Below are 21,886 nucleotides of genomic sequence, written 5' to 3' on the forward strand. Positions count from 1 at the left end.
GTCGGGTGGGGCCTGCGGGGATGTGCACGCGGCCCTCTGCTCGAACGCACCTGATCACACGTGTCCGGCTGGGCGGACCTGCCGTGGATCTTGTGGCTCCGGTTGAGACTTTACGTCAACTTGGCAGAGATGTAAGCCCCGGGAGGATGAGCGATATTTGGCAATGGCGGGGGGATTCGGCCATGTGTGATGTGGGTATTACGTGATTTTTCCGCCCCCGCCGCCCCTACCCGTCCCATCCTGTCCCTGGGGGCCGCGCCCTCAGACCCCCGGGCCGTGTGGGTGAGTGGTCGGGTGCGGGTCGTGTGGGGTTGCTCGCGCAGTTCCCCGCGCCCCTGAAGGCCTGTGGTTCCCCGCGCCCCAGAAGGCGGCCCTCAGAGGCTCGCGCGGTCGCCGGTCCTCGGAGGCTCGCGCCGTTGCCCGCTCCCGAGTGCTCGGGCAGTTACTCGCTCCCCAGAAGCTTGAGCCGTCGCCGGCCCCCGAGAGGCTCGCGCAGTTGCCCGCTGCTCAGGAGCTTGTGGGTCACTGGGTTCTTGAGGGCACTCCTGGTAGGGCGACCTGGATGCGGCAGCCCTTCGGGGACTCCGCCACTCCGATACGGCCGCCGTGCAGGTCGACCGCCCAGCGGGCGATGGCCAGGCCCAGGCCTGTGCCGCCGTCGCTGCCGGGGCCGTGGGGGGAGCTGACGGCGCCGCGGTTGAAGCGTTCGAAGACGCGGTGCCATTCGGACTCGGGGATGCCAGGGCCCTCGTCCAGGACCTCCAGGTCCAGGGATTCCGGGGTCGGGCCCCGGCGCGCCCTCACCGTGACGCGGCCGTGGGCCGGGCTGTGCTTGACTGCGTTGTCGATGAGGTTGGCGACGACCTGGTGGATGCGCTCCGGGTCGGCGTTCGCGGTGAGCTCCGGCGGGTGGACGTCCAGGTGCAGGTGGACGTCCGTACGGGTGTGCTTGCCGGAGTCCGAGGCGACGCCGCCGCGGGCGGAGGACACCATCTGGGCCTCCTTCAGGACGCCCGAGAGGTACGGCCAGACCTCGAAGCGGCGGCGGCGGAGCGGGACCACGCCGTTGTCCAGCCGTGAGAGGTCCAGGAGGGTCTCCACCAGGCGGCCCAGGCGTTCCGTCTGCTTCAGAGCCGTGCGCATCGTCTCGGGGTCGGCCTGGGTGACGCCGTCGACGATGTTCTCCAGGACCGCGCGGAGGCCGGCGATGGGGGTGCGGAGCTCATGGGAGACGTTCGCCACGAGCTCCTTGCGCTGGCGGTCCTGGGCCTCCAGCTCGTCGGCCATGAGGTTGATCGTGTGGGCGAGGTCGCCCAGCTCGTCCCGCCGGTTCTCGCGGACCCGGCGCGTGTAGTCACCGCGCGAGATGGACCGGGCGACCGCGTTCATCTCGTCCAGCGGGGCGGTGAGCGAATGCGCCACGAACTGCGTAATCAACAGCGTGGCGATCATCGAGAACACCGTGATGAAGCGCAGCTCCGTCTTGGTGTGCACCGCGATCATCGACAGACCGGTCGTGATCAGGACCGAGATGACGACGAGCGCGCCGAGCTTCGTCTTGATCGAGAAGGGGCGCAGACCGCCGAGCGGTGCCGCGCCCTTCCGCGACTGCGCGCCACCGAGGTTCCGTGACCGTGGGTCACCGAGTCCGCTCATCACGCCACCAGCCCCCTGTGCCTACGTGTCTGCGTCTGCCCTGCGTGCGCGGGGCGGGCGCCGGTGTCAGGGGGTCGGGGTCTCCAGGGCGTACCCGACGCCGTGCACCGTGCGGATCCGCTCCGCGCCGATCTTCCGCCGCAGCGCCTTGATGTGGCTGTCCACGGTCCGCGTCCCGGACGCGTCCGCCCAGTCCCACACCTCGGCGAGCAGCTGCTCGCGCGAGAGTACGGCACGCGGGGTGTTCGCGAGGCAGACGAGGAGGTCGAACTCGGTGGGCGTGAGGTGCACGTCCTCGCTGCGCACCCGGACCCGGCGCTGTGCGTGGTCGATCTCCAGCTCGCCGAGGCGCAGGATGCCCGAGCGCGGCGTGGTGGCGGCCAGCGCGGCCCGCTCCACCCGGCGCAGCAGGACGTGCACGCGCGCGGCCAGCTCACGCATGGAGAACGGCTTGGTCATGTAGTCGTCGGCGCCGACGCCGAGCCCGACCAGCATGTCCGTCTCGTCGTCCCGGGCGGTGAGCATCAGCACGGGGACGGGCCGCTGGGCCTGGACGCGCCTGCACACCTCCAGGCCGTCGAAGCCGGGCAGCATGATGTCGAGGATCAGCAGGTCGGGCTGCCAGGCCTCGGCGGTGTCGACCGCGGCCGGTCCGTCGGACGCGGTCTGTACGACGAAACCCTCGGCGCGCAGGCGGGCCGCGATGGCGTCGACGATCGTCGGGTCGTCCTCGACCACCAGCACCCGGCGCTGCGCGCCCGGCGTCGCCGTGGTGCTGCTGTGGGAGGTGTGTGTCTGCTCCATCGCCCGCCCCTGAGTTGCTTTCCGGAATCCGTGGGGTGATCCCTTGACTGCGCGTGGGTGCGCATGACTGCGATTGACGCTTGAATGATCGGCGCCAGGCAAGCAGGGTACGGGCAGTCACCACGCCACGGCTATCCAGGTCGGACCGCGAGGTGCACGACGTCCGGAACTCCTCGGGCAACCGGGATCTCTTCGGTACGCACCTGTTGGAACCCGGCATTCCCCAAGGTTTCCTCGAATTCCGCAGATGGCTGTGCCGACCACACGGCAAGCACCCCACCAGGCCTCAACACCCTTGCGCAGCTTGCCAGTCCGGCCGGGGCGTACAGGTTCTCGTTGCCCTCGGACACGGTCCAGTCGGGCCCGTTGTCGATGTCCAGGCAGAGCGCGTCGAACGTGGCGGATGTCTCATTGACGTAGGCGACGAGATCGGCTTCCACGATGTTCGTACGGGGGTCGGCGAGGGCTTCCGAGGACACCGCGGCCAGCGGTCCGGAGCGGTGCCACTCGATGACGGAGGGTTCGCGTTCGACAACCGTGATCGGTCCCCAGCGCGGGTCGGCGGCGGCGTGCGCGAGGGAGAAGCCGACGCCCAGACCCCCGATCAGCACACTTGGCCGAGAACGGCCGTTCAGTGCGGCGAGGGCGGCGTCGACCAGCAGCCGCTCCGAGCGGCCGTCCGAAGTGTCCATCAGAAAGCACCCGTTGGCGATGATCTGCAGCAGCTCTCCGTGCCGTCGCAGTACTACTTCGCCGTAGGGGCCCTCCCGCCGGTCGATGACTTCGGGTTCGTCGCGTTCTTCGGTGATGGGCATCCGCCCATCCTTACGTGTCCGTGGCGCGAGGGCGGCCGAATTACGTCGGCCCTGCGACTGCGTGCGATGACTCGGCGTGATCAGAGCGTCAGGCCGTGGCCGTACGGGAAGACCGGGTCCTCGGTGTCGTGGGGGACGTCCGGGCGGGACGCCTCCACCGCCTTCATGGAACGCGGCAGTTCGAAGGGCAGCCGCCCCTCGGCCCGTGCCCGCCCGAAGGCGATGTCGAGCAGGGCCGTGTCGCTCGCCCCGTAGTCGGCGACGAGCGCGGCGGCCTTCGCGGCGATCTCCGGGAGCACGGCGGGCCGCTCCAGGTTGACGCAGACCAGGGTGGGCACGGCCTCCAGCAGCGCCAGGATCTCCTTCAGCCGTTCCTCGCCGAACGCCAGTGACCCGGAGTGGAAGAAGGACTCCAAGAACCCCGGCCGCTCCTCGTACGGCGTCCGCAACCGCAGTACGGCCACGTCCGCGTGGGCCGGGTCGGTCACGACGTTGCCGTACAGGGACGCGGTCTGCGCGCCCACACCCTCGACGTAGAGGTTCGGGCGGTCGGTGAGTGGGAGGAGGGAGTGGTTGGTCAGGACGGTGAGCGAGCGGCGCTGGGCCGCCTCGCCGAGGGCGGTGAACTCGCTCGCGCCGACGGTCTCCTCGGCCCGGTCCGGGTCGACGTACCGCCGCTCGAAGAGGCCGAGGACGAACTTCTCGCGCAGGAGGCGGCGTACGGAGGCGTCGATCCGCTCCTCGGAGATCCGGCCGGAACGGACCAGTTCGACGATCACCTCGGGGCACTGTTCGCCGCCGAACTGGTCGGCGCCCGCGTCCAGGGCCTTCGCCGCGCGTTCGGCGACGGTGAGGTGTTCGATGCCCCAGGCGCGGGCCTCGTGCGACTCGCCGCCGAGGGGCGCGCCGGTGAGCAGGCCCCAGTCGGTGCGGACGATGCCGTCGAAGCCGAGGCGGTCGCGCGGCAGCCCGGTCAGGACGTCCCGGTTGAAGCCGAAGCCGACCTCCTCCCAGCCGTCCGCGCCGATCGGTCGGCCGTGGCACGGCGTCATCTGCGAGCAGCCGGCCTCGACGGCGGCCTGGAAGGGCGCGAGGTGGTGGTCGTGCATGCCGCCGGGAAAGTGCCTGACCACGGCGGCGACCGAGCGCGGGCCGAGCCGGGGCCCCTGCAGACCGCGAACGTACGCCCGGACGAGCGCGCTCGTGACCTCGGCGGACGAACCGAAGGTCCCGGACTGGCGGGACCGGCGGGGTTCGGTGGCGAGGTCGATCTGTGGGTGGAGGGCGACGCGGAAGCCGACGGAGAGGTACTCACGGCGGACCGTGTCGCCGAACCTCTCCACCAGCTCCGGTTCGCCGATCGCGGCCAGGCCCAGGGGCTCGGGCCAGGCCGAGAAGGCACCGGAGCCGAAGGGCACGCCCGGGTTGTGGGTGAACGAGTGGCGCGGGTCGGTGGAGAGGGTCACCGGGATGCCGAGCCGGGTGTCCGCCGCGAGCGCCTGGAGCCGGTTGACCCACTCGGCCGTCTCCCGGACGCCGTACTGACCCACGAGGTCGAAGTGGGTCAGATGACCGTCCGCGACCAGCTCGGTGGTGCCCTGCCGGACGAACGGCCCGTCACCCGCCTCGGCGAGCGTTCCGTCGTCGTTCATCGTCAGCATCGTGTGGAAGAGCTGGCCCGCCTTCTCCGCGAGGGTCATCCGGGCCAGGAGGTCTTCCACCCGTTCGTCGACGGGACGGTGGGGGTCGCGGTACGGGGCTGTGGGCATCCGGGATTCCTTGTGCGTGGGACCGGGCGGGGTGCGTGATGCGGGGCGGCGCTGGGCCACTTGACCGAGCGGACGAACGGCGGGAGGGGGGAGGGCGTTGCCGATGTCGAGGAATGACGGCCATGGGCTCTCCTGGGGGACGAGGGCGGCATCGGTGCCGCGCGGGCTCGTTCAGGGAAGCAGCAGAACCGAGTGGGTCATAGGTTTTGGGCAAGTGGCCACAATCACGCGGCACATGGCTTGAAGGAAAGGGGTGGATGACTCGTGTAACCGCCGGTCCGCCCGCCCCTTCGGGGCCGCGCGGCAGGGGTCTATGGTGGCGGGCATGGTGCGGAACCGGAGGTCGGAAGGGTCCGACGGGCACGGGCACGGGCGTGGGCGTGGGCGGGAAGGGGCCGGACCGGAGGGGGCCGGGGCGCGAAGACCGGCGGGGAGCGGTGGGCGGCGGCCCGGCGGGTCCCGGGCGCGTGGCTCGTACGCCGTCGGTGACGAGCGGCGGCTGCGCATCCTCGACGCGGCCGTCGAGCACTTCGCCCAGCGGGGTTTCCACGCCTCCTCCCTCACCCGGATCGCCAACGACGTCGGCATCACCCAGGGTGGGCTGCTGCACCACTTCCGCAGCAAGGAGGACCTTCTCGTCCAGGTCCTGGAGCGCATAGACGCAACCGACCGGGAGCGGTTCTTCTCACGGGAGTTCGAGTCGGCGGGTCAGATGTTCGCGGCGCTCGTGAAGCTCGCCGAGTACAACAGCACGCGCCTGGGCCGCACCCGTATGTTCAACGTCCTGGCCGCCGAGGCGGGCGACCCCGCGCATCCCGCCCACGCGTATTTCGTCAAGCGGTACGCCGAGGTGGTGGACACCGTGTCCGGGGCGCTGAGGCGCGGGGTGGACACGGGGGAACTGCGGGCCGACGCGGATGTAGTGGCCGTCGCGCAGGAGTTGGCCGCCGTGATGGACGGGCTGCAGATCCAGTGGGTGCTGGATCCGACGGGGTTCGACATGCCGGGCCGGTTCCGGGCGTATGTGGAGCGGGTGGTGCGGGAGATGGGTGCGGAGGTTCCGTAGGACGGTTGCCGGGTTGCCGGGTTGCCGGGTCGCCGGGTTGCCGGGTTGCCGGGTCGCCGGATTGCTGGGCTGTCGGGCTGTCAGGTTGCTGTGAATCGTGTCGAGGGTGGTGGGGGTCACAGACACCGGGGTGCCGGGGAGTCGAGGGTGAGGTGAAACGGAAGGAGCGCTTCACCTTGGATGCCGCCGAGACTGTGGAGCCTGTGGAGACCGGGGCCGTGCTCGACGGGATCCCGCGGCAGCCGGGTTCCGCGTCGGCACCGGCACCGGCACCGGTGGCGATGGCGATGGCGGAACAGGAGCCCGCGGGGCTCGACCGGCGCGCGCTCCACGGGACCGCCCGCCTGCGCGCCCGGTTGACCGGACTGTCCGTCCGGCTGATCCACGCGCACCCCTGGCGGCTGCTCCCCACGCCCAAGGGCACGCCCTTCACCTTCTTCTACGCCACCCTCCTGCTGTTCACCTCGGTCGTCGCCGAGTACGCCGACCCCGCCCTGGTGTACGCGCTGCACCAGGGCTCCAGCACGGATGTGGCGCATCTGGTCCGGAACCCGGTGCTCGTGTTGTTCGCGAGTGCGCTGTGGGTCGCGGGCGGGGTCGGTTCGCCGTACGCCCTCGGTTTCCTGCTGGTGCTGACCGCGCTGGAACGCCGTATCGGAGGGTGGCGCACGGCCGGGGTCTTCCTGCTGGGCCACGTCCTCGCGACCCTCGCGACCGAGGTTCCGGTGGGCCTCGCAGTCCTCGCCGGCCACCTTCCCGACAGCTCACTCCACCGCCTCGACTACGGCATCAGCTTCGGGGTGTCGGCGAGCGTGGGGGCGTTGGCGGGTCTGCTGTCGCCGTGGCTGCGGTGGCCGATTCTGCTCGGCTTCGGCGGGACGCTGGTGGACGACCTGATCGCGTTCATGGACCCGATGACGAACTGGGGGCATCTGATGGCCTTGGCGATCGGGGTGGCCACGTGGCCGGTCGTGCGGCGGTGGTGGCGCGCGGGCCGGGGCGGCCGGGGGTTCCCGGGAGCCGGTGCGGGGCGGGTTCAGGCCACGACCGCCGCATAGCCGCCGGCCGCTGTTCCCGAGGCGATCGCGTTCGTAGGACGACGGCCTCCGCCGCCCTCGCGACCGCCTCCGGGTACGGCCGGGGAGGTGCGCCGGTAGCGCGAGCGCCGCTCGCGCGCCGCTCGGGGGCGGCGAGGGGCGCGAGAGTGTTGGTGTGCCGGACGAGGCCGGCTGGTTCGGCTTCCGGTGGGGGCGACGGGCGTTCGCGCCCCTCCAGCCCTACGGCCGCCCCGCGAACTTCTCGCTCGTCCAGCGCTACGGCCGCCCCGCGAACTGAGCGCTGGTCAACGGTGCCTCCACCGTCCAGCCCAGCGATTCGTAGAGCCCCCGCCCGTCCGGTGTTCCGCCCAACACCCCCACCTCCGCGCCCTGTTCGAGCGCGGCATGGGAGAGGGTGCGCATGACGACGGTGCCGAGGCCCCGGCGGCGGTGGTTCGGGGAGGTCTCAATCTGGTCGACGACCGCTGTCGCCCCGGGGGCGGCGATCTGGCCGCGCGCCGCCCAGGAGCCGTCCGGGGCGGCGATCATCACCCGGGTCACGCCGCCGCGGGACCAGGTGCGGAGGCGGTAGCCGTTGGGCAGGGGCGGGGCGGCCCTCCACGTCTTCAGGTGGACGGACATCAGGTAGCCCGGCTCGGGGTCGACCCACCAGCCCTCGCCCAGCCAGAGGGCCACCTTCGACGACTCCGCGAAGACCTTGAGCCAGATCCCGGCGCCGGTGACGGCGCCGGCCACCTTCCGGACGGCCTCCTCCTCCACCTCGTCGTTCGTGGCGGCGAAGACATGGCGGGTGACGTGGTGGGCCATCCCCACGTCGACCGTGAAGCCCCAGGGCTCCACCACCGGAGGCGCCGCGCCACGCGACACGACCCATCCGTCGACCCAGGCCCGCACGATTCCGTCCACTGAACAACCCCCGTGTCGATGAATGTAGGTAATAGGTGAGACTGACCTGAGGCTATTACTGGTACGTGGCGGTGCGCGACCCCCATGTCCGTCTTTTCTCCTCGTGCTTGATCGCCCACAGCGAACGGCCACTCCCTCGGGGAACATTCGTCGGCTCATGTGCATTGAGTCGGCATAGCTCAACTTGACTGCCGAGGGAGAGATCATGGCTTCGACGTCCGCACCGCTCACCCTGCCCGTGTTGCCGCTCGACGAGGAGGTCGTGCTGCCGGGAATGGTGGTGCCGCTGGACCTCAACGACACGGATGTACGGGCCGCGGTGGAGGCCGCGCAGGCGGCGGCGCGGGCGGAGCCCGGGAAGCCCCGGGTGCTGCTGGTGCCGCGGATCGACGGGGCGTACGCGAGCACGGGCGTGCTCGGCACCGTAGAGCAGGTCGGACGGCTGGCCGACGGGGACCCCGGGGCGCTGATCCGGGCGCGTGGCCGCGTACGGATCGGGGCCGGGACCACCGGGCCCGGTGCCGCCCTGTGGGTCGAGGGGACACGGGTCGACGAGAGCGTGCCGGAGCCGCTGCCCGGACAGGTCACCGAACTCGTCAAGGAATACAAGGCACTTGCCACCAGCTGGCTGCGCAAGCGCGGCGCCTGGCAGGTCGTCGACCGGGTGCAGGCCATCGACGACGTGTCCGCGCTCGCCGACAACTCCGGGTACTCGCCCTTCCTCACCACCGAGCAGAAGATCCAGCTCCTGGAGACCGGCGACCCCGTCGCCCGGCTGAAGCTCGCCACCCAGCTGCTGCGCGACCACCTCGCCGAGCAGGACGTCGCCGAGACCATCGCCAAGGACGTCCAGGAGGGCGTCGACAAGCAGCAGCGCGAGTTCCTGCTGCGGCGTCAGCTCGAAGCCGTCCGCAAGGAACTGCGCGAGCTGAACGGCGAGAAGGAGGGGGAGGAGTCCGACGACTACCGGGCGCGTGTCGAGGCCGCCGATCTGCCGGAGGCGGTGAGGGAGGCCTCGCTCAAGGAGGTCGACAAGCTGGAGCGGTCGAGTGACCAGTCGCCCGAGGGCGGATGGATCCGGACCTGGCTCGACACGGTGCTCGAACTCCCCTGGAACGAGCGGACCGAGGACGCGTACGACATCCAGGGCGCCAAGGGTGTGCTCGACGCCGAGCACGCCGGGCTGGAGGACGTGAAGGAGCGCATCACCGAGTACCTGGCCGTGCGGAAGCGGCGCGCGGACCGGGGGCTGGGCGTCGTCGGCGGGCGGCGCGGCGGTGCCGTGCTGGCCCTCGTCGGGCCGCCCGGCGTCGGCAAGACCAGCCTCGGCGAGTCCGTGGCGCACGCCATGGGGCGGAAGTTCGTCCGGGTCGCGCTCGGTGGTGTGCGGGACGAGGCGGAGATCCGGGGACACCGGCGTACGTACGTGGGCGCGCTGCCCGGTCGTATCGTCCGCGCCATCAAGGAGGCCGGGTCCATGAACCCCGTCGTCCTGCTCGACGAGATCGACAAGGTCGGCTCCGACTTCCGGGGTGACCCGGCCGCGGCCCTCCTCGAAGTCCTCGACCCGGCCCAGAACCACACCTTCCGGGACCACTACCTGGAGGTGGAGCTGGACCTGAGCGACGTCGTCTTCCTCGCCACCGCGAACGTGCTGGAGGCGATCCCCGAGGCCCTGCTCGACCGGATGGAGCTCGTCCGGCTGGACGGCTACACGGAGGACGAGAAGGTCGTCATCGCCCGGGACCACCTGCTGCCCCGGCAGCTGGAGCGGGCCGGGCTCGGCGCTGACGAGGTCACCCTCGACGAGAGCGCGCTGCGCAAGCTCGCCGGTGAGTACACGCGCGAGGCGGGCGTACGGAACCTGGAGCGGTCCGTGGCGCGGCTGCTGCGCAAGGTCGCCGCCCAGCACGAACTGGGGCAGCGGGAGCTGCCGTTCACCGTCACCGACGGCGATCTGCGCGGGCTCATCGGGCGCCCGCACCACGTACCCGAGTCCGCCCAGGACCCGGCGGAGCGGCGTACGGCCGTGCCCGGCGTCGCGACCGGCCTCGCGGTCACCGGCGCGGGCGGCGACGTCCTGTACGTCGAGGCGTCACTGGCCGACCCGGAGACGGGCGCGGCGGGGCTGACCCTCACCGGCCAGCTGGGCGACGTGATGAAGGAGTCCGCGCAGATCGCCCTCTCCTTCCTGCGCTCGCACGGCGCGGAGCTGGAACTGCCCGTCGCCGACCTCAAGGACCGGGGCGTGCACATCCACTTCCCGGCGGGGGCCGTGCCGAAGGACGGGCCGAGTGCCGGTGTCACCATGACGACCGCGCTCGCCTCGCTGCTGTCCGGCCGGCTCGTCCGCACGGACGTGGCGATGACGGGAGAGGTCTCGCTGACGGGGCGGGTGCTGCCCATCGGCGGCGTCAAGCAGAAGCTGCTCGCCGCGCACCGGGCCGGCGTCACCACCGTCGTCATCCCCAAGCGGAACGAGGCCGACCTCGACGACGTCCCCGCCGAGGTCCTCGAGAAGCTCGACGTCCACGCCGTCACCGACGTCCGCCAGGTACTGGAACTGGCGCTCGCCCCGGCGGAGGCGGGGGTGCCTCTGGCGGCGTGACGGGTGGCCCCCCGCGGGCCTGAAGGCGACCGGCGGCGCCCCTGAAAAGCATGGGGCGCCGCCCCTTGCTTTTCAGGGGCGCGGGGAACTGCGCGAGAAGCCCCACCGGACCCGCAGGCGACCTGGACCGTGTCCGCCCCCACCTGCGAAATACTGACCGGTGCTGCCCGCGCAGGCGGCCCTGACGGAACCCCTCAGGTACCCGGAATCGGAATCAGGAGCACCGACGTGCACGACGAAGGCGGAACCGGCGGCGACGGCGGCAGCGGGGCCGATATGCCGGTGGGCGGTATGGACCAGGCATACCTCGCGCTGGAACGGGAGTTGACGGTCCTGCTGCGGCGTGCCCGCGCCAAGTCCGGGGAGATGGCCCGGGCCGTCCACCCCGACCTGGAGTCCGCCGCCTACGGCCTCCTCGCCCGCCTCGACGAGGCCGGCCGCCTCCGCGCCACCGAACTCGCCGCCTACATCGGCGTCGGCAAGGCCACCATGTCCCGTCAGCTCCGCGCCCTCGAACACCTCGGCCTCATCGCCCGCGAACCCGATCCCGCCGACGGCCGCGCCTGGCTCGTCCACCTCACGGACGAGGGTCGCGCCCGCTTCCGCGCGGTCCGGGACGCCCGCCGGGTCGCGTACGTACGGCAGTTGGCGGGCTGGGACCGCGACGAGGTGGCCGAACTGGCGCGGCTGCTGCATCAGTTGAACCGAGGGGTGGAGGGCTGAGGAGAGGAGGGGAGCCCTCACAACTCCGCGAACACCACGCTCGCGTCGTCGTGCCGCTTGCTCCTGCCCAGGAACTCCCGCTCGGCATCGGCGCGTTCGAGTTCCCGCACGCGGTCCACCAGTGCCCCTGCCCCCTTCCTTCGTACGAAGGTGAAGCAGTCCTCCCAGTCGCCCTGCCGGAACTTCTCCACCCACCGGGTGGCGCCGTCCGTCAACGCGGCCAGTGCCCGGACCTTCTCGCGCGGGACGATCCCTGTCACCGCCCGCTCGGCCACAGCCGGATCCGCCGCCGCCGTCCAGAAGCCGCCCTCCTTGTTCCGGACCGTCGAGTCGGCGATCGCGGCCGTGGCGAGGGAGGCGCGCGGCAGCCTCGACAGACGGTCGTCCAGCACCGTCGTCACCACTCCGTCCGGCCCCTCGAACAGCAGCGCCGAATCGGAGAGGACCAGGTACTCCACCGCCTCCGTCGACCAGCGGGCGAGGACCACTGTGGCCTGTGGTGTTCGTGGGTGAGAAAGGTCACAGGTTTGGCCGTGCGCCTGGGCGGTACGGGAAATGGCCTGTGAGAGGACGGTGGTCAGCGATGAATCCCGTTCCGAAACGGACAGTTCGGCCAGGGTGTGGCCGAGGCGGGAAGTGAACCATGCGACCGAATGTCGACAGCCGTAGTCCGTGGGCGGCGGCGTCACGCCGTCGAGGAGGACGAGCGTGCCGCCCTGTCCTTTGGCGGTGAGGGCGAGCCGCGCGAAGTCCTCGTTGGGGCGGAGGGGGTCGCCGGGTTCCGAGACGAGTTCGGTGCGCATTCGGCCAGTCTGCACGAGCCCCCCCACATGATCCGCGAAAGGCCGACAACGGTCGCCGTACGACCCGGACCCTCCAGGCCGGGCGCCGGGTTTGGCATGGAATGATCGTGAGCGGTGAAGCGCGGCGGCGAATACTGTCAAAGCGCGTCGCCGACGTCCAACCGGCCCGTCGTGCGGGGCATCGGCGCGAGCCGGAGGAACTTGCCCGCCAACTCCCGGGGGATGTTCACTCCTTCGGGTGGCGGGACTGATGATGCGGGACCACTGCCCACCGGCACTGGGAGGGTCGGGAGCCGTACCGGGGGGACGGCCGTAGTTGACCAGTTGACGGATCGTCACCCGGGCCCATGGGTACACGAGTCAGGAATGCGAGCACCGGTGCAGAAGACGCGGCCTCGGCGCACAGGCAAGCAGGCAGCTTCGAAGGCCTCCGTGGCCTCCCCGAACCAGCAGGGGACGGCACAGGCGCAGGCCCCCACCGTCGGCACCGGGCGGAAGGCGCACGTACGCAACCGGCTCATCGTCGCCGTGGCCGTCGTGGCCGCCGCCATAGCGGGCGCGGGGGCGCCCTCGATCCTCGCCGCGTCGGAGCAACTGCACGACACCCAGAGCCTGGTCACGCTGGCCAGGCAGACCCAGGAGACGCTCACCCTCGCGCACGCGCTGTCCGACGAGCGCGACGAGGTCACCGCGTACATCGCCGCCGGGCGGCCCAAGTCGGCCGCGCCCAGCAAGCAGCGCAGTGACCGCGTCGACCGCCAGGTCGAGGAGCTGAGCGCGGACACCGACACCTCCGCCGCGCTGCGCGAGACCATCGAGAGCACCGAGTCCATCGCCGGCGTACGCCAGGCGGCGCTCTCCGGGAAGAGCACCGCGCTCGAAGCGCACCACGCGTACACCGCCGTCGTCACCGAACTCCACGCCCTCGCCGAGGAACTGGCCGAGCAACTGCCGCCCCGGGCGGGCGGCGGCGGCAGTACTCACGCGCTCGCCGAACTCGACACCGCCGTCCAGCAGGCCGCGGCCGCCCGGGGCCTGCTCGTCGCCGCGCTCAGCGTCCCGACGACCACCCGGACGGTCATCGACCCCACCACCGGGCTGCCCACCACCACGACCGGCGCCTCGGCCGCCGACGAGAAGCAGCGCGACGCCCTCACCGCCGCCGCCCAGCAGGCCCGCGTCCGCTCCGACGCCGCCCTCGCCCACTTCCGCGAGACCGCGCCCGCCGCCACCCGCTCCTCGTACGACGCCACGGTCACCGGCCCCGAGGCCGACACCGCCGACACGTACCTGACGGACCTCACCGACCAGCCCACGCTCTCCGACCGCGAGGCGGGCACCAGCGCGAAGAAGGTCGACACGGCGCTCTCCGCCCGCGTGGACCTGATGCGCGGCGCCGAGTCCTCCCTCTACGACCGGCGCACCAAGGACCTCGCCCAGCTGCGCGACGAGGACGTCACCGCGCTCGAGATCCGGGTCGCCGTCCTCGGCGCCCTGATGCTCCTCGCCGTCGGCGTCGCCACCGGCATGGCCCGCTCCCTCACGCGCCCGCTCGCGGTCGTGCGCATCGGCTCCGCCCGGGTCGCCGGTGACCCGGCGAACGAGGAACCGGTCAAGTTCACCGGCCGCAACGACGAGTTCGCGCAGGTCGTGCGCTCGGTCAACGCGCTCCACGCGCACGCCCTCGCCCTGCACGAGCGCCTCGCGCCCCTGGAGGGCGACCGCAAGCACCTCATCGGCCAGCGCCAGGCCATGGCCGACGACCGCGACCGGCTGCGTGCCGAACTCGCCGAGGCGACCGCCCATCTGACGAAGGTCCAGCACAGCGTCCACGCCACCTTCGTCAACCTCGCGCTGCGCACCCTCGGCCTCGTCGAGCGGCAGCTCGCCGTCATCGAGTCCCTGGAGGAGCGTGAGCAGGACCCGGACCGGCTCGCCACCCTCTTCAAGCTCGACCACTTCGCCACCGTCATGCGCCGCCACAGCGAGAACCTCCTCGTGCTGGCCGGCCACGAGCACGTCCAGCACCACGCCGGGTCCGTCCCGCTCGTCGACGTCGTGCGCGCCGCGGTCAGCGAGATCGAGCGCTACGAACGCGTCCGCATCGCCGCGCTGCCGCCGCACGCGCACGTCGCGGGGTTCGCCGCCGACGACCTCAGCCACCTCCTCGCCGAACTCCTGGAGAACGGCACGACGTTCTCGCCGCCGGAGATGTCCGTCGAGGTCTCCGGCTGGCTGATGGAGAACGGCGAGATCGCCCTCTCCGTCCAGGACGGCGGCATCGGCGTCGCCCCCGACCGGCTCGCCCGGCTCAACTCCCGCATCACCGAGTTCGACCCCGAGGCCCCCTACGACCAGGAGGACGGCGAGGGACTCGGGCTCGGCCTGTATGTCGTCGCCCGCCTCGCCCACCGGCTCGGCACCCCCGTACGGCTCCAGGAGCACGGCTCGGGCGGCACCGCGGCGGTCGTCGTCCTGCCCCAGGGACTGCTGGCCCCCGCGCCCGCCGTACCTGCGGGCACCCCGGCCTCGATCACGCCGACGCTCTCCCTGCCGGGCGCCGACGCCGAGGCCAACTCGAACGTCCTGCCCGGCCGTTCCGTCGCCGTACGCGAGCCGGAGGGCGACGGCGACCCGCTCATCGAGGCGGCCGAGCGGGCACTGCTGGCGAGGGAGGCCGTGGGGACGGCCGCCGACGCCGCGCAGGCCGCCGGGACCGTCGTACCGGAAGACGACGTACCCGGGGCCAGGGTCGAGTCCTTGTCCGAGACGACGATGGAGCTCTTCGCTCCGGTGGCCCCGGGGAAGGCCGCCGACGAGGACTTCGACGACCTCGGTGACCTCGGCGACGAGGGCGCCGACGACCCGTACACGGCCGAACCCGAAACCCATGAGCGGGCCACGGACGAAGGGGACGCGGCTCGCCCGGCCGAGGTGTCACGGGCCGGGGCGGAGGGGCCACGGGCGGAGGTGGCACGGGCGGAGGAGATCCCGCGCCTCACCGGCAAGGGCCTGCCCAAGCGCACGCCCAAAATCACCGCACCCACCCCCACGGCTCCCCGGCAACGGGTCGGGGGCGTGAACGCCGAGGAGCTGCGCCGCAGACTCGGCGGGTTCCACCAGGGGGCCAGGGAGGGGCGTCGCGATGTCGAGGCGGAGATCGCCGAGCAGTCGGGCGAGACACGGATGCCCGCGACACATGAGTACCGGACAGAGGCAGTTGACACCACGGGGGGCACTTCCGAGGAGGAAAGCAGTTGACCGCGCCCATTACCTTCGGACTGAGCAGTGAAGCCCGCAACCTGCACTGGCTCCTGACCAACCTCGTCGAGGAGGTGCCGGGGCTGCTGTCGGTCGCCGTCGTCTCCTCCGACGGCCTGCTGCTGCTCTCCTCCGACCCCGGCAGAAACGCCGCGGCCCGTCAGCCCCGGGACGAGCGGCCCCAGAGCCCCCGGGGCTCCGCCGCCGACCTGGCCACCATCGTCTCCGGCATCGGCAGCCTCACCATCGGCGCCGCCAAGCTGATGGAGTTCGGCGGGGTCAAGCAGACGATGGTCGCGATGGACGAGGGCAGCCTCTTCGTGATGTCGATCAGCGACGGCTCGCTGCTCGGGGTGCACGGCTCCCCGGACTGCGACATGAGCGTGGTGGCGTACCACATGGCGCTCTTCGTCGGCCGCGCCGGCCATGTCCTCACCCCGGAACTCCGCAGCGAACTGCGCAAGTCCCTGGAGGCCGAGTCCGAGAAGGAGACCGAGGCGGCCGGGAGCAGGCGATGACCGGCTCGAACAAGGCCAAGGCACGCGCCCCCAAGTCCGGTCCGGCGAGGAAGCCGGACGGTCCCAAGAGCGCGAAGAAGCTGCCCGTGCGCGGCGGCGACCGTAAACCCGCCCGCGTACGCCCCTACTCGCTCACCGGCGGCCGCACCCGCTTCGGCCACGTCCTGCACGTGGAGACCTTCGTCGCCGTACTCGAAGCCCCGGCGGAGCGGCCGCAGTTGGCGAATGGTTCACTCAACACCAAGGTGATGCCCGAGATGCGGGCCATCGTCGAACTCTGCCGCCGTATGCGGACGGTGGCGGAGATCGCCGCGCTGCTGAAAATGCCGCTCGGCGTGGTCCGCGTCCTCCTCAGCGATCTCGCGGACCAGGGAAAGATCCGTGTGTACGGAACAGGTCACGGACCGGGACAGCCGGACCGCGCTCTGCTGGAAAGGGTGCTGAGTGGACTCCGCCGTCTCTGACGCCGCCTCGGCCGGCGTCAACCCCGACGCCTCGGCCGGCGTCACCCCGGGCGTCGACGACGCCCCCCGCGTCCATGTCGACGCGCACGCTCCCCGTCTCGACGTCGCCGCCCTCCGCGTCGACACGGACACCGCTCCGCCCGAGGCGGAACACCGGGCGGAGCCCGAGGAGGAACTGAAACCCTGGCAGTCCGACCTGTCCCGGGCCCCCATCGCCACGAAGATCGTGGTGGCGGGCGGCTTTGGTGTCGGCAAGACCACCTTCGTCGGCGCGGTCTCCGAGATCACCCCCCTGCGGACCGAGGCGCTGATGACCGAGGCCAGCGCCGGCACGGACGACCTCTCCGCGACGCCGGACAAGCTGACCACCACCGTGGCCATGGACTACGGCCGCATCACCCTCGACGACGACCTCGTCCTCTACCTGTTCGGCACGCCCGGCCAGGAGCGGTTCTGGTTCATGTGGGACGACATGGTGCGCGGCGCGATCGGCGCGGTCGTCCTCGCCGACACCCGCCGCCTCGGCGACTGCTTCCCCGCGCTCGACTACTTCGAGAGCTGCGGACTGCCGTACGTCGTCGCGGTCAACGCGTTCGACGGCAGCGTGCGCTACGAACCCGAGGACGTACGGGACGCGCTGACCGTGCCCGACCATGTGCCTGTCATGATCATGGACGCACGCAAGCGGGCCTCCGCGATGGAGACCCTGCTGGCGCTGTGCGCGCACGCGATATCCCTCAGCCCCGAGTAGTCCCACCCCAGCGGGACGACACGGGACGCCACGGACGAACCAGGAGACCTGTCCGGATGCGGAAGATACTCGTCGTCGGAGCCGGCCAGTCCGGGCTGCAGCTGGCCCTCGGACTTCAGTCGCACGGGTACGAGGTCACACTGATGTCCAACCGGACCCCGGACGAGATACGCGCCGGCCGGATCATGTCCACCCAGTGCATGTTCGACTCGGCGCTGCGTCACGAGCGCGACCTCGAACTGAACTTCTGGGAGTCGCAGGCCCCGAGGATCGAGGGTGTCGGGGTCTCCGTCGCCGGCCCCGGCGGGGAGCGCGCCGTCGACTGGGTCGGCCGGCTGCGCGGGTACGCGCAGGCCGTGGACCAGCGCGTGAAGATGGCCGGCTGGTTGGAGACGTTCGCCCGGCGGGGCGGCCAGCTGGTCATCCACGGCGCCGCGGTCTCCGACCTCGACTACTTCTCCCGCGTGTACGACCTCGTGCTCGTCACCGCGGGCAAGGGCGAACTGGTCCGGATGTTCCGCCGCGACGCCGCCCGCTCGCCCTACACCGAACCACAGCGGGCGCTCGCCGCCGTGTACGTGCACGGGCTCCGCCCACGGCCCGAGCACCCGGACTTCGACGCGGCCCGCTGCAATCTGGTGCCCGGCCTCGGCGAACTCATCGTCCAGCCGGTCCTCACCACCTCCGGCCGCGCCGACGCCCTGTTCTGGCTCGGCCTGCCCGGGGGCCCGCTCGACGTCTTCGGCGGCGTCCGGGACGCGGAGGAGCAGCTCGCCCTGACCCTGGAGCTCATGGAGCGGTACACGCCCTGGGAGTACGCGCGGGCCACCGCGGCCGAGGTGACCGACCCGGGCGCCGCGTTGACCGGCCGCTACACGCCGGTCGTCCGGCACCCAGTCGCGGAACTTCCCAGCGGTGGGCTCGTGCTGGGTGCCGGGGACGTGGTCGTGGCCAACGACCCGCTCACCGGGCAGGGTTCGAACTCGGCGGCCAAGTGCGCGGCCGTCTATCTCGCCGCGATCCTCGACCACGGCGACGGGGAGTTCGACGAGGCGTGGATGCGGCGGACGTTCGAGCGGTTCTGGCGGATCGCCGGGCCCGTCACCAAGTGGACCAACACGATGTTGGCTCCGCCGGCCGAGCATGTGCTGGGGCTGGTCGGGGCGGCGGAGGGGTTGCCGGTGGTGGCGGATCGTTTTGCCAATGGGTTCGATGATCCGGCGGACTTCGAGAGCTACTTCTACGACGCGGAGAAGACCCGGGCGTATGTCTCGGAGGTTGCCGGCGGGTAGGTGGGCAGGGGGCGCGTGGGGGTGGGTCCTCATGGCTGCCGGGTGCGGGTCGTGGTGGGTTGCTCGCGCAGTTCCCCGCGCCCCTGAAGGCCTGCGGCACTCGGGAGCTTCGGGATGTCGCGCTTTCGGGAGTCTGCCTCGCCCAGCGCCTTCTTCTCCGACTTCTTGATCTCGGCCAGTTGTTCGGCGGTGAGGGAGGCCAGGAGCTTCTCCACTTCGTCGAGGCGGTCGCGTACGGTGTCGTGTTCCCTCTTGCGGCGTTCCGTGAGGCTGAGCTGGTGGTCCAGTGCGGCGCGGGCCCTGCGGGCGAGGGAGTCGGTGTCCTGCTCGTTGCCGACCAGCCGCTCGACCGTGTCGGCCCGTTCCCGTGCGACCTGGTCGATCACATGGCCCTGCTCCAGCGCCCGGTGCGGGTCGCGGGCCATCAGCAGCCGTACGTACGGGGAGAGTGCCGTGCTGCTGTTCTGGTACTGCTGCCGGGCCAGCCGTCCGGCCGCGCCCCGGCTGGCGTGCAGCGAGAGGCGGGCCGCCACCAGCTGCCGGTCGAGGCTCGCCACTCTGGCCCGCTGCTTCGCCAGCTCCCCGTCGGTCGTGGTGAACGCCTTGGCGGCCTTCTCCGCCTCGCGGTGGAGCCGCTGGAGATCGGTGAGGAGGCCGGCGACCGAACGGGTGCCGGTGGAGGGGGCCTCGGTGTTGGTGGAGGGGGCCTCGGTGTTGGTGCCGGTGTCCGTGCCTGTGCCGGTGGCCGTCTCCGTCTTTGTCGCCGGGTCCTCGCCGTCGTCCGCCGCCTCCGCCGGCCGGGCCGCGCCCTTGCTGTCGGAGACGGGGGGTTCCGGTGCGGCCATGACCTGGTTGGGGGCCGTACTGACGAGGACGCCGGCCGTGAGGGCCGTGACCGTTGCCGTACTGACCAGGCGCAGAAGCCTTCCTGACACGTCATCACCTCCGGTGCGGGGGTGGGCCGTCCACCTCGCATCGGCAGGATGGGGGGCGTGCGGGGTGGGCGCGCGCCGGGTGGACCGTTCGGCGCCCGGGGGTCACTCGTCGGTGGGGTGCGGCTTCGTCGGCGGCGCGGCGGATTGCCCGTCCGGGGCGCCGGAGCCGGTGGTGTGGCCCGGCTTGGACCAGGGCCACTTCAGGCGGCGGCTCGGGTCCGCGTCGGGGGCGTACTCGTACTTCCACAGCTGATGCAGGAAGCCGCCCCGGCCGGCGTCGACCCGGCGGTAGACGAGGACGGTCGGGGGGCCGCCGGCGGCGTCGGGCACGGGCACCCGGTATGTCTTCGGGGGGTGCCCGGTGATGCCGAGCAGCACGGGCAGGACGCGCCCGTCGAGGGGGCCGCCCACGAAAGGGGTGTCTTGGCTCTTCACCCGACCAGTGTCACAGCAGGTGGGCGGCGTCGCCGACCACGGGCAGGACGCGGCGGGCCAGGGAGCCGACAGCGCCGTCCGAGGTCTCGATGGTGAGGGCGTGCCGGACGGCGGCGGCGGTCTGGGGATCACGGCCGGCGGTGGCGGTGAGGCAGGCGACGAACTGCTCGACGAGCCAGTCCCGGAGTTCGTCGACGTCCGGCTGCTTGCCCTCGTCGAGCCAGATGAGGGAGGCGGCCTCGACGGAGGTGATCCACATACGGACGGTCATCCGCAGCCGGAGGCCCGGCTCGGCCACGTCCAGGTGCCGCAGGATGTGGTCGGCGGCGGCCCGCCGGACCCCGTCCACGATGGCGGTCGCCCGGGAGGTCTCCACGACGCTGCCGCCCTGGAGGAGGGCGCTGAAGCCGGTGTCGTGCTCGTCGACGAAGGCCAGGTAGCGGTCGAGGACGCGGCTCAGCCGGCTGGTCAGGGGGCCCTCGGCCGGCTCGTCGAAGCAGTGCTCCAGCTCCTCGGCGGCGGAGCGCAGGGCCGCCTCGTAGAGCTGTTGCTTGCCGCCGGGGAAGTAGCGGTAGACGAGGGGGCGGGAGACCCCGGCCGCCTCCGCGACGTCGTCGAGGGAGACGTCCTCCGGCGCGTTGTGCGCGAACAGCTCCAGCGCCGCGTCCAGCAGCTGGCTGCGCCGCTCTTCCACACTCAGTCGACGGTACGCGCGGGTGGGGGCCTCGGACGTCATACCCGCAGGGTAGTCGGGGGCGGGGTGGGGTGCCGGGATCGCGTCGGGGGGTGGGGGGTCGGGTGCGTTGGCGGATGCGGGCAGGTGGGGGCTGGTCGCGCAGGGTTCCCGCGCCCCTGCGGGCCTGGAAAGCGGCGGGTCGGCGGGCCGAAAAGCACGGGGCGCAGCCCCTGCTTTTCAGGGGCGCGGGGAACTGCGCGAGCAACCACACACCACCCGCACTCGCCGACGCACCCGAACCCCAGAACCCCCGAGCTCCCAGGCGCCCGAACGCCTACGCCAGCAGCCCCGACGACCTCCACATCCGGCGTCCGACCCCCTGGAGGACCCCGATGTCGTCCAGGAAGTCAGTCAACCGCTTCGCCCCGGTCTGCATGATGTCGCGACGGTGCGCACTGGCCCGTACCTGGGCGACAGCCACCTGCTGATCGAGGCCGACGTTCGAGTAGACCTCGGGGTTGATGAAGGCGACGGAGAAGACGCGGGCGAACTCGCCGGAGGTGAGGCGCGTGAAGCTCCGGGACCAGCGGGGCGCGGTCACCATCTGGCGGCGCAGTTCCTCACGGGCGTAGCGCACGTGCCGGGCCTCCTCCACGACGTGGATGCGGGTGACACCCCGGATGAGCGGCTGGACGCGCTCGTCCGGGAAGGTCAGGCGCTGCATCCAGTCGAGGATCTCCTCGCCCAGGAGGGTGGCGGTGAAGGAGCCGGGGGTCGTCGAGATCGTCTTGAAGACGCGGCCCAGGTTCTGGTGCAGCCGGCTCACCGGGTAGTACGGCGTTCCGCCCTTGCTGATCAGCCGGGCGAACATCTTCGAGTGCCGGCACTCGTCCTCGATCTCGGTCAGTGCGTAGCGCACGTGCGCGCTGGTCGCGGCCTTGTCGTAGATGTGCCGCACGAGCAGCTGCATCAGGATGATCTCGAACCAGATGCCCAGGGAGGCCAGCGCCGCCGCCTCGTGCTGGGACAGCGAGATCCGCTGCCCCTGCGACATCCTCCGCCACAACGGCGTCCCGTACAGGGACACCAGCTCCGGCGGCCAGAAGAACTTCCCCTCCTCGAAGGGCGCGTCCCAGTCCAGCTCCTTGTCCGGGTCGAAGGAGTGCTTCGCGGAGGAGACGAGCAGCCGCTCGGCCACCTGTTCCCGGTCCTTGAGCAGCCCGAGCGCGTCGCGCAGCACCTCCGCCTCCGACACCGGGTTCGTCGGGTTCGCCGAGGTCACGGGGTTCACCGAGGGCACCGTAGTCATGGCTGTCGCAGCTCCTCGCGCGGAAGTTCAGGGAACG

General features: G+C 71.7%; 20 protein-coding genes. 10 read left to right on the plus strand and 10 right to left on the minus strand.

What is annotated here, in order from left to right; translation table 11 throughout:
- Positions 1-522 precede the first annotated feature (522 nt).
- From ACWD26_RS12155 to ACWD26_RS12170, 4 genes are all read right to left on the minus strand, one after another.
- Positions 523-1,656 carry a HAMP domain-containing sensor histidine kinase gene (locus tag ACWD26_RS12155; protein WP_451268899.1) on the minus strand — a complete coding sequence of 378 codons (1,134 nt, stop codon included), beginning with the start codon at positions 1,654-1,656 and terminating at the stop codon, positions 523-525.
- Positions 1,657-1,722: 66 nt separating this feature from the next.
- A complete protein-coding gene (locus ACWD26_RS12160; protein WP_009341146.1) occupies positions 1,723-2,460 on the minus strand; it encodes a response regulator transcription factor in 738 nt (245 codons plus the stop codon).
- A gap of 131 nt (positions 2,461-2,591) precedes the next feature.
- Entirely contained in the window at positions 2,592-3,275 is a 684-nt protein-coding gene (locus ACWD26_RS12165) for a spermine/spermidine synthase domain-containing protein (protein WP_451268902.1), read from the minus strand.
- A gap of 80 nt (positions 3,276-3,355) precedes the next feature.
- Entirely contained in the window at positions 3,356-5,044 is a 1,689-nt protein-coding gene (locus tag ACWD26_RS12170; RefSeq protein WP_451268904.1) for a glycoside hydrolase family 3 protein, read from the minus strand.
- A 325-nt stretch (positions 5,045-5,369) separates the two neighbouring features.
- Here ACWD26_RS12170 and ACWD26_RS12175 point away from each other — a divergent pair, with 325 nt between their 5' ends.
- From ACWD26_RS12175 to ACWD26_RS12185, 3 genes are all read left to right on the plus strand, one after another.
- The gene (locus ACWD26_RS12175; protein ID WP_451268906.1) at positions 5,370-6,110 is read left to right on the plus strand and encodes a TetR/AcrR family transcriptional regulator; all 741 of its coding nucleotides are present in this window, start codon (positions 5,370-5,372) and stop codon (positions 6,108-6,110) included.
- Between the two features lie 152 nt (positions 6,111-6,262).
- Positions 6,263-7,168 carry a rhomboid-like protein gene (locus tag ACWD26_RS12180; protein WP_451268908.1) on the plus strand — a complete coding sequence of 302 codons (906 nt, stop codon included), beginning with the start codon at positions 6,263-6,265 and terminating at the stop codon, positions 7,166-7,168.
- A 154-nt stretch (positions 7,169-7,322) separates the two neighbouring features.
- A complete protein-coding gene (locus ACWD26_RS12185; protein WP_451268910.1) occupies positions 7,323-7,445 on the plus strand; it encodes a hypothetical protein in 123 nt (40 codons plus the stop codon).
- Here the strand turns inward: ACWD26_RS12185 and ACWD26_RS12190 are convergent.
- Positions 7,424-8,074: a GNAT family N-acetyltransferase gene (locus ACWD26_RS12190; RefSeq protein ID WP_451268912.1), complete on the minus strand. Its 651-nt coding sequence runs from the start codon at positions 8,072-8,074 to the stop codon at positions 7,424-7,426. The two genes, ACWD26_RS12185 and ACWD26_RS12190, sit on opposite strands and share 22 nt — an antisense overlap.
- A 205-nt stretch (positions 8,075-8,279) precedes the next feature.
- On the opposite strand from ACWD26_RS12190, the gene lon reads away from it, so the two are divergent.
- Together lon and ACWD26_RS12200 are read left to right on the plus strand one after the other, a co-directional pair.
- The gene (gene lon / locus ACWD26_RS12195) at positions 8,280-10,682 is read left to right on the plus strand and encodes an endopeptidase La (RefSeq protein WP_451268914.1); all 2,403 of its coding nucleotides are present in this window, start codon (positions 8,280-8,282) and stop codon (positions 10,680-10,682) included.
- Between the two features lie 228 nt (positions 10,683-10,910).
- Entirely contained in the window at positions 10,911-11,405 is a 495-nt protein-coding gene (locus ACWD26_RS12200) for a MarR family winged helix-turn-helix transcriptional regulator (RefSeq protein WP_451268916.1), read from the plus strand.
- 17 nt (positions 11,406-11,422) lie between these two features.
- Here the strand turns inward: ACWD26_RS12200 and ACWD26_RS12205 are convergent, their stop codons facing one another.
- Positions 11,423-12,208 carry a protein phosphatase 2C domain-containing protein gene (locus ACWD26_RS12205; protein ID WP_451268918.1) on the minus strand — a complete coding sequence of 262 codons (786 nt, stop codon included), beginning with the start codon at positions 12,206-12,208 and terminating at the stop codon, positions 11,423-11,425.
- Positions 12,209-12,574: 366 nt separating this feature from the next.
- Here ACWD26_RS12205 and ACWD26_RS12210 point away from each other — a divergent pair, with 366 nt between their 5' ends.
- From ACWD26_RS12210 to ACWD26_RS12230, 5 genes are read left to right on the plus strand one after another with little or no spacing between them, the layout of a single operon-like run.
- Positions 12,575-15,469 carry a sensor histidine kinase gene (locus ACWD26_RS12210; protein ID WP_451268920.1) on the plus strand — a complete coding sequence of 965 codons (2,895 nt, stop codon included), beginning with the start codon at positions 12,575-12,577 and terminating at the stop codon, positions 15,467-15,469.
- Positions 15,466-15,987, plus strand: coding sequence for a roadblock/LC7 domain-containing protein (locus ACWD26_RS12215; protein WP_451268922.1), 522 nt, complete (start codon positions 15,466-15,468; stop codon positions 15,985-15,987). Before ACWD26_RS12210 ends, ACWD26_RS12215 begins: the two co-directional genes overlap by 4 nt.
- Positions 15,984-16,451 carry a DUF742 domain-containing protein gene (locus tag ACWD26_RS12220; RefSeq protein WP_451268924.1) on the plus strand — a complete coding sequence of 156 codons (468 nt, stop codon included), beginning with the start codon at positions 15,984-15,986 and terminating at the stop codon, positions 16,449-16,451. Before ACWD26_RS12215 ends, ACWD26_RS12220 begins: the two co-directional genes overlap by 4 nt.
- A complete protein-coding gene (locus ACWD26_RS12225) occupies positions 16,432-17,202 on the plus strand; it encodes a GTP-binding protein (RefSeq protein ID WP_451268926.1) in 771 nt (256 codons plus the stop codon). The genes ACWD26_RS12220 and ACWD26_RS12225 overlap by 20 nt, the downstream gene beginning before the upstream one ends.
- A gap of 56 nt (positions 17,203-17,258) precedes the next feature.
- Entirely contained in the window at positions 17,259-18,494 is a 1,236-nt protein-coding gene (locus ACWD26_RS12230; RefSeq protein ID WP_451268928.1) for a styrene monooxygenase/indole monooxygenase family protein, read from the plus strand.
- Between the two features lie 29 nt (positions 18,495-18,523).
- Here the strand turns inward: ACWD26_RS12230 and ACWD26_RS12235 are convergent, their stop codons facing one another.
- The 4 genes from ACWD26_RS12235 to ACWD26_RS12250 form a co-directional block, all read right to left on the minus strand.
- Positions 18,524-19,429, minus strand: a complete 906-nt coding sequence (locus ACWD26_RS12235) for a hypothetical protein (RefSeq protein ID WP_451268930.1) — start codon at positions 19,427-19,429, stop codon at positions 18,524-18,526.
- Positions 19,430-19,531: 102 nt separating this feature from the next.
- Entirely contained in the window at positions 19,532-19,864 is a 333-nt protein-coding gene (locus tag ACWD26_RS12240; protein ID WP_451268932.1) for a hypothetical protein, read from the minus strand.
- 10 nt (positions 19,865-19,874) lie between these two features.
- A complete protein-coding gene (locus tag ACWD26_RS12245) occupies positions 19,875-20,600 on the minus strand; it encodes a TetR/AcrR family transcriptional regulator (protein WP_451268934.1) in 726 nt (241 codons plus the stop codon).
- A 274-nt stretch (positions 20,601-20,874) separates the two neighbouring features.
- Complete coding sequence (locus ACWD26_RS12250) at positions 20,875-21,849, minus strand: AurF N-oxygenase family protein (protein ID WP_451268936.1); 975 nt, start codon at positions 21,847-21,849, stop codon at positions 20,875-20,877.
- Between the last annotated feature and the right edge of the window lie 37 nt (positions 21,850-21,886).

The sequence above is a fragment of the Streptomyces sp. NPDC002787 genome (assembly GCF_053592095.1).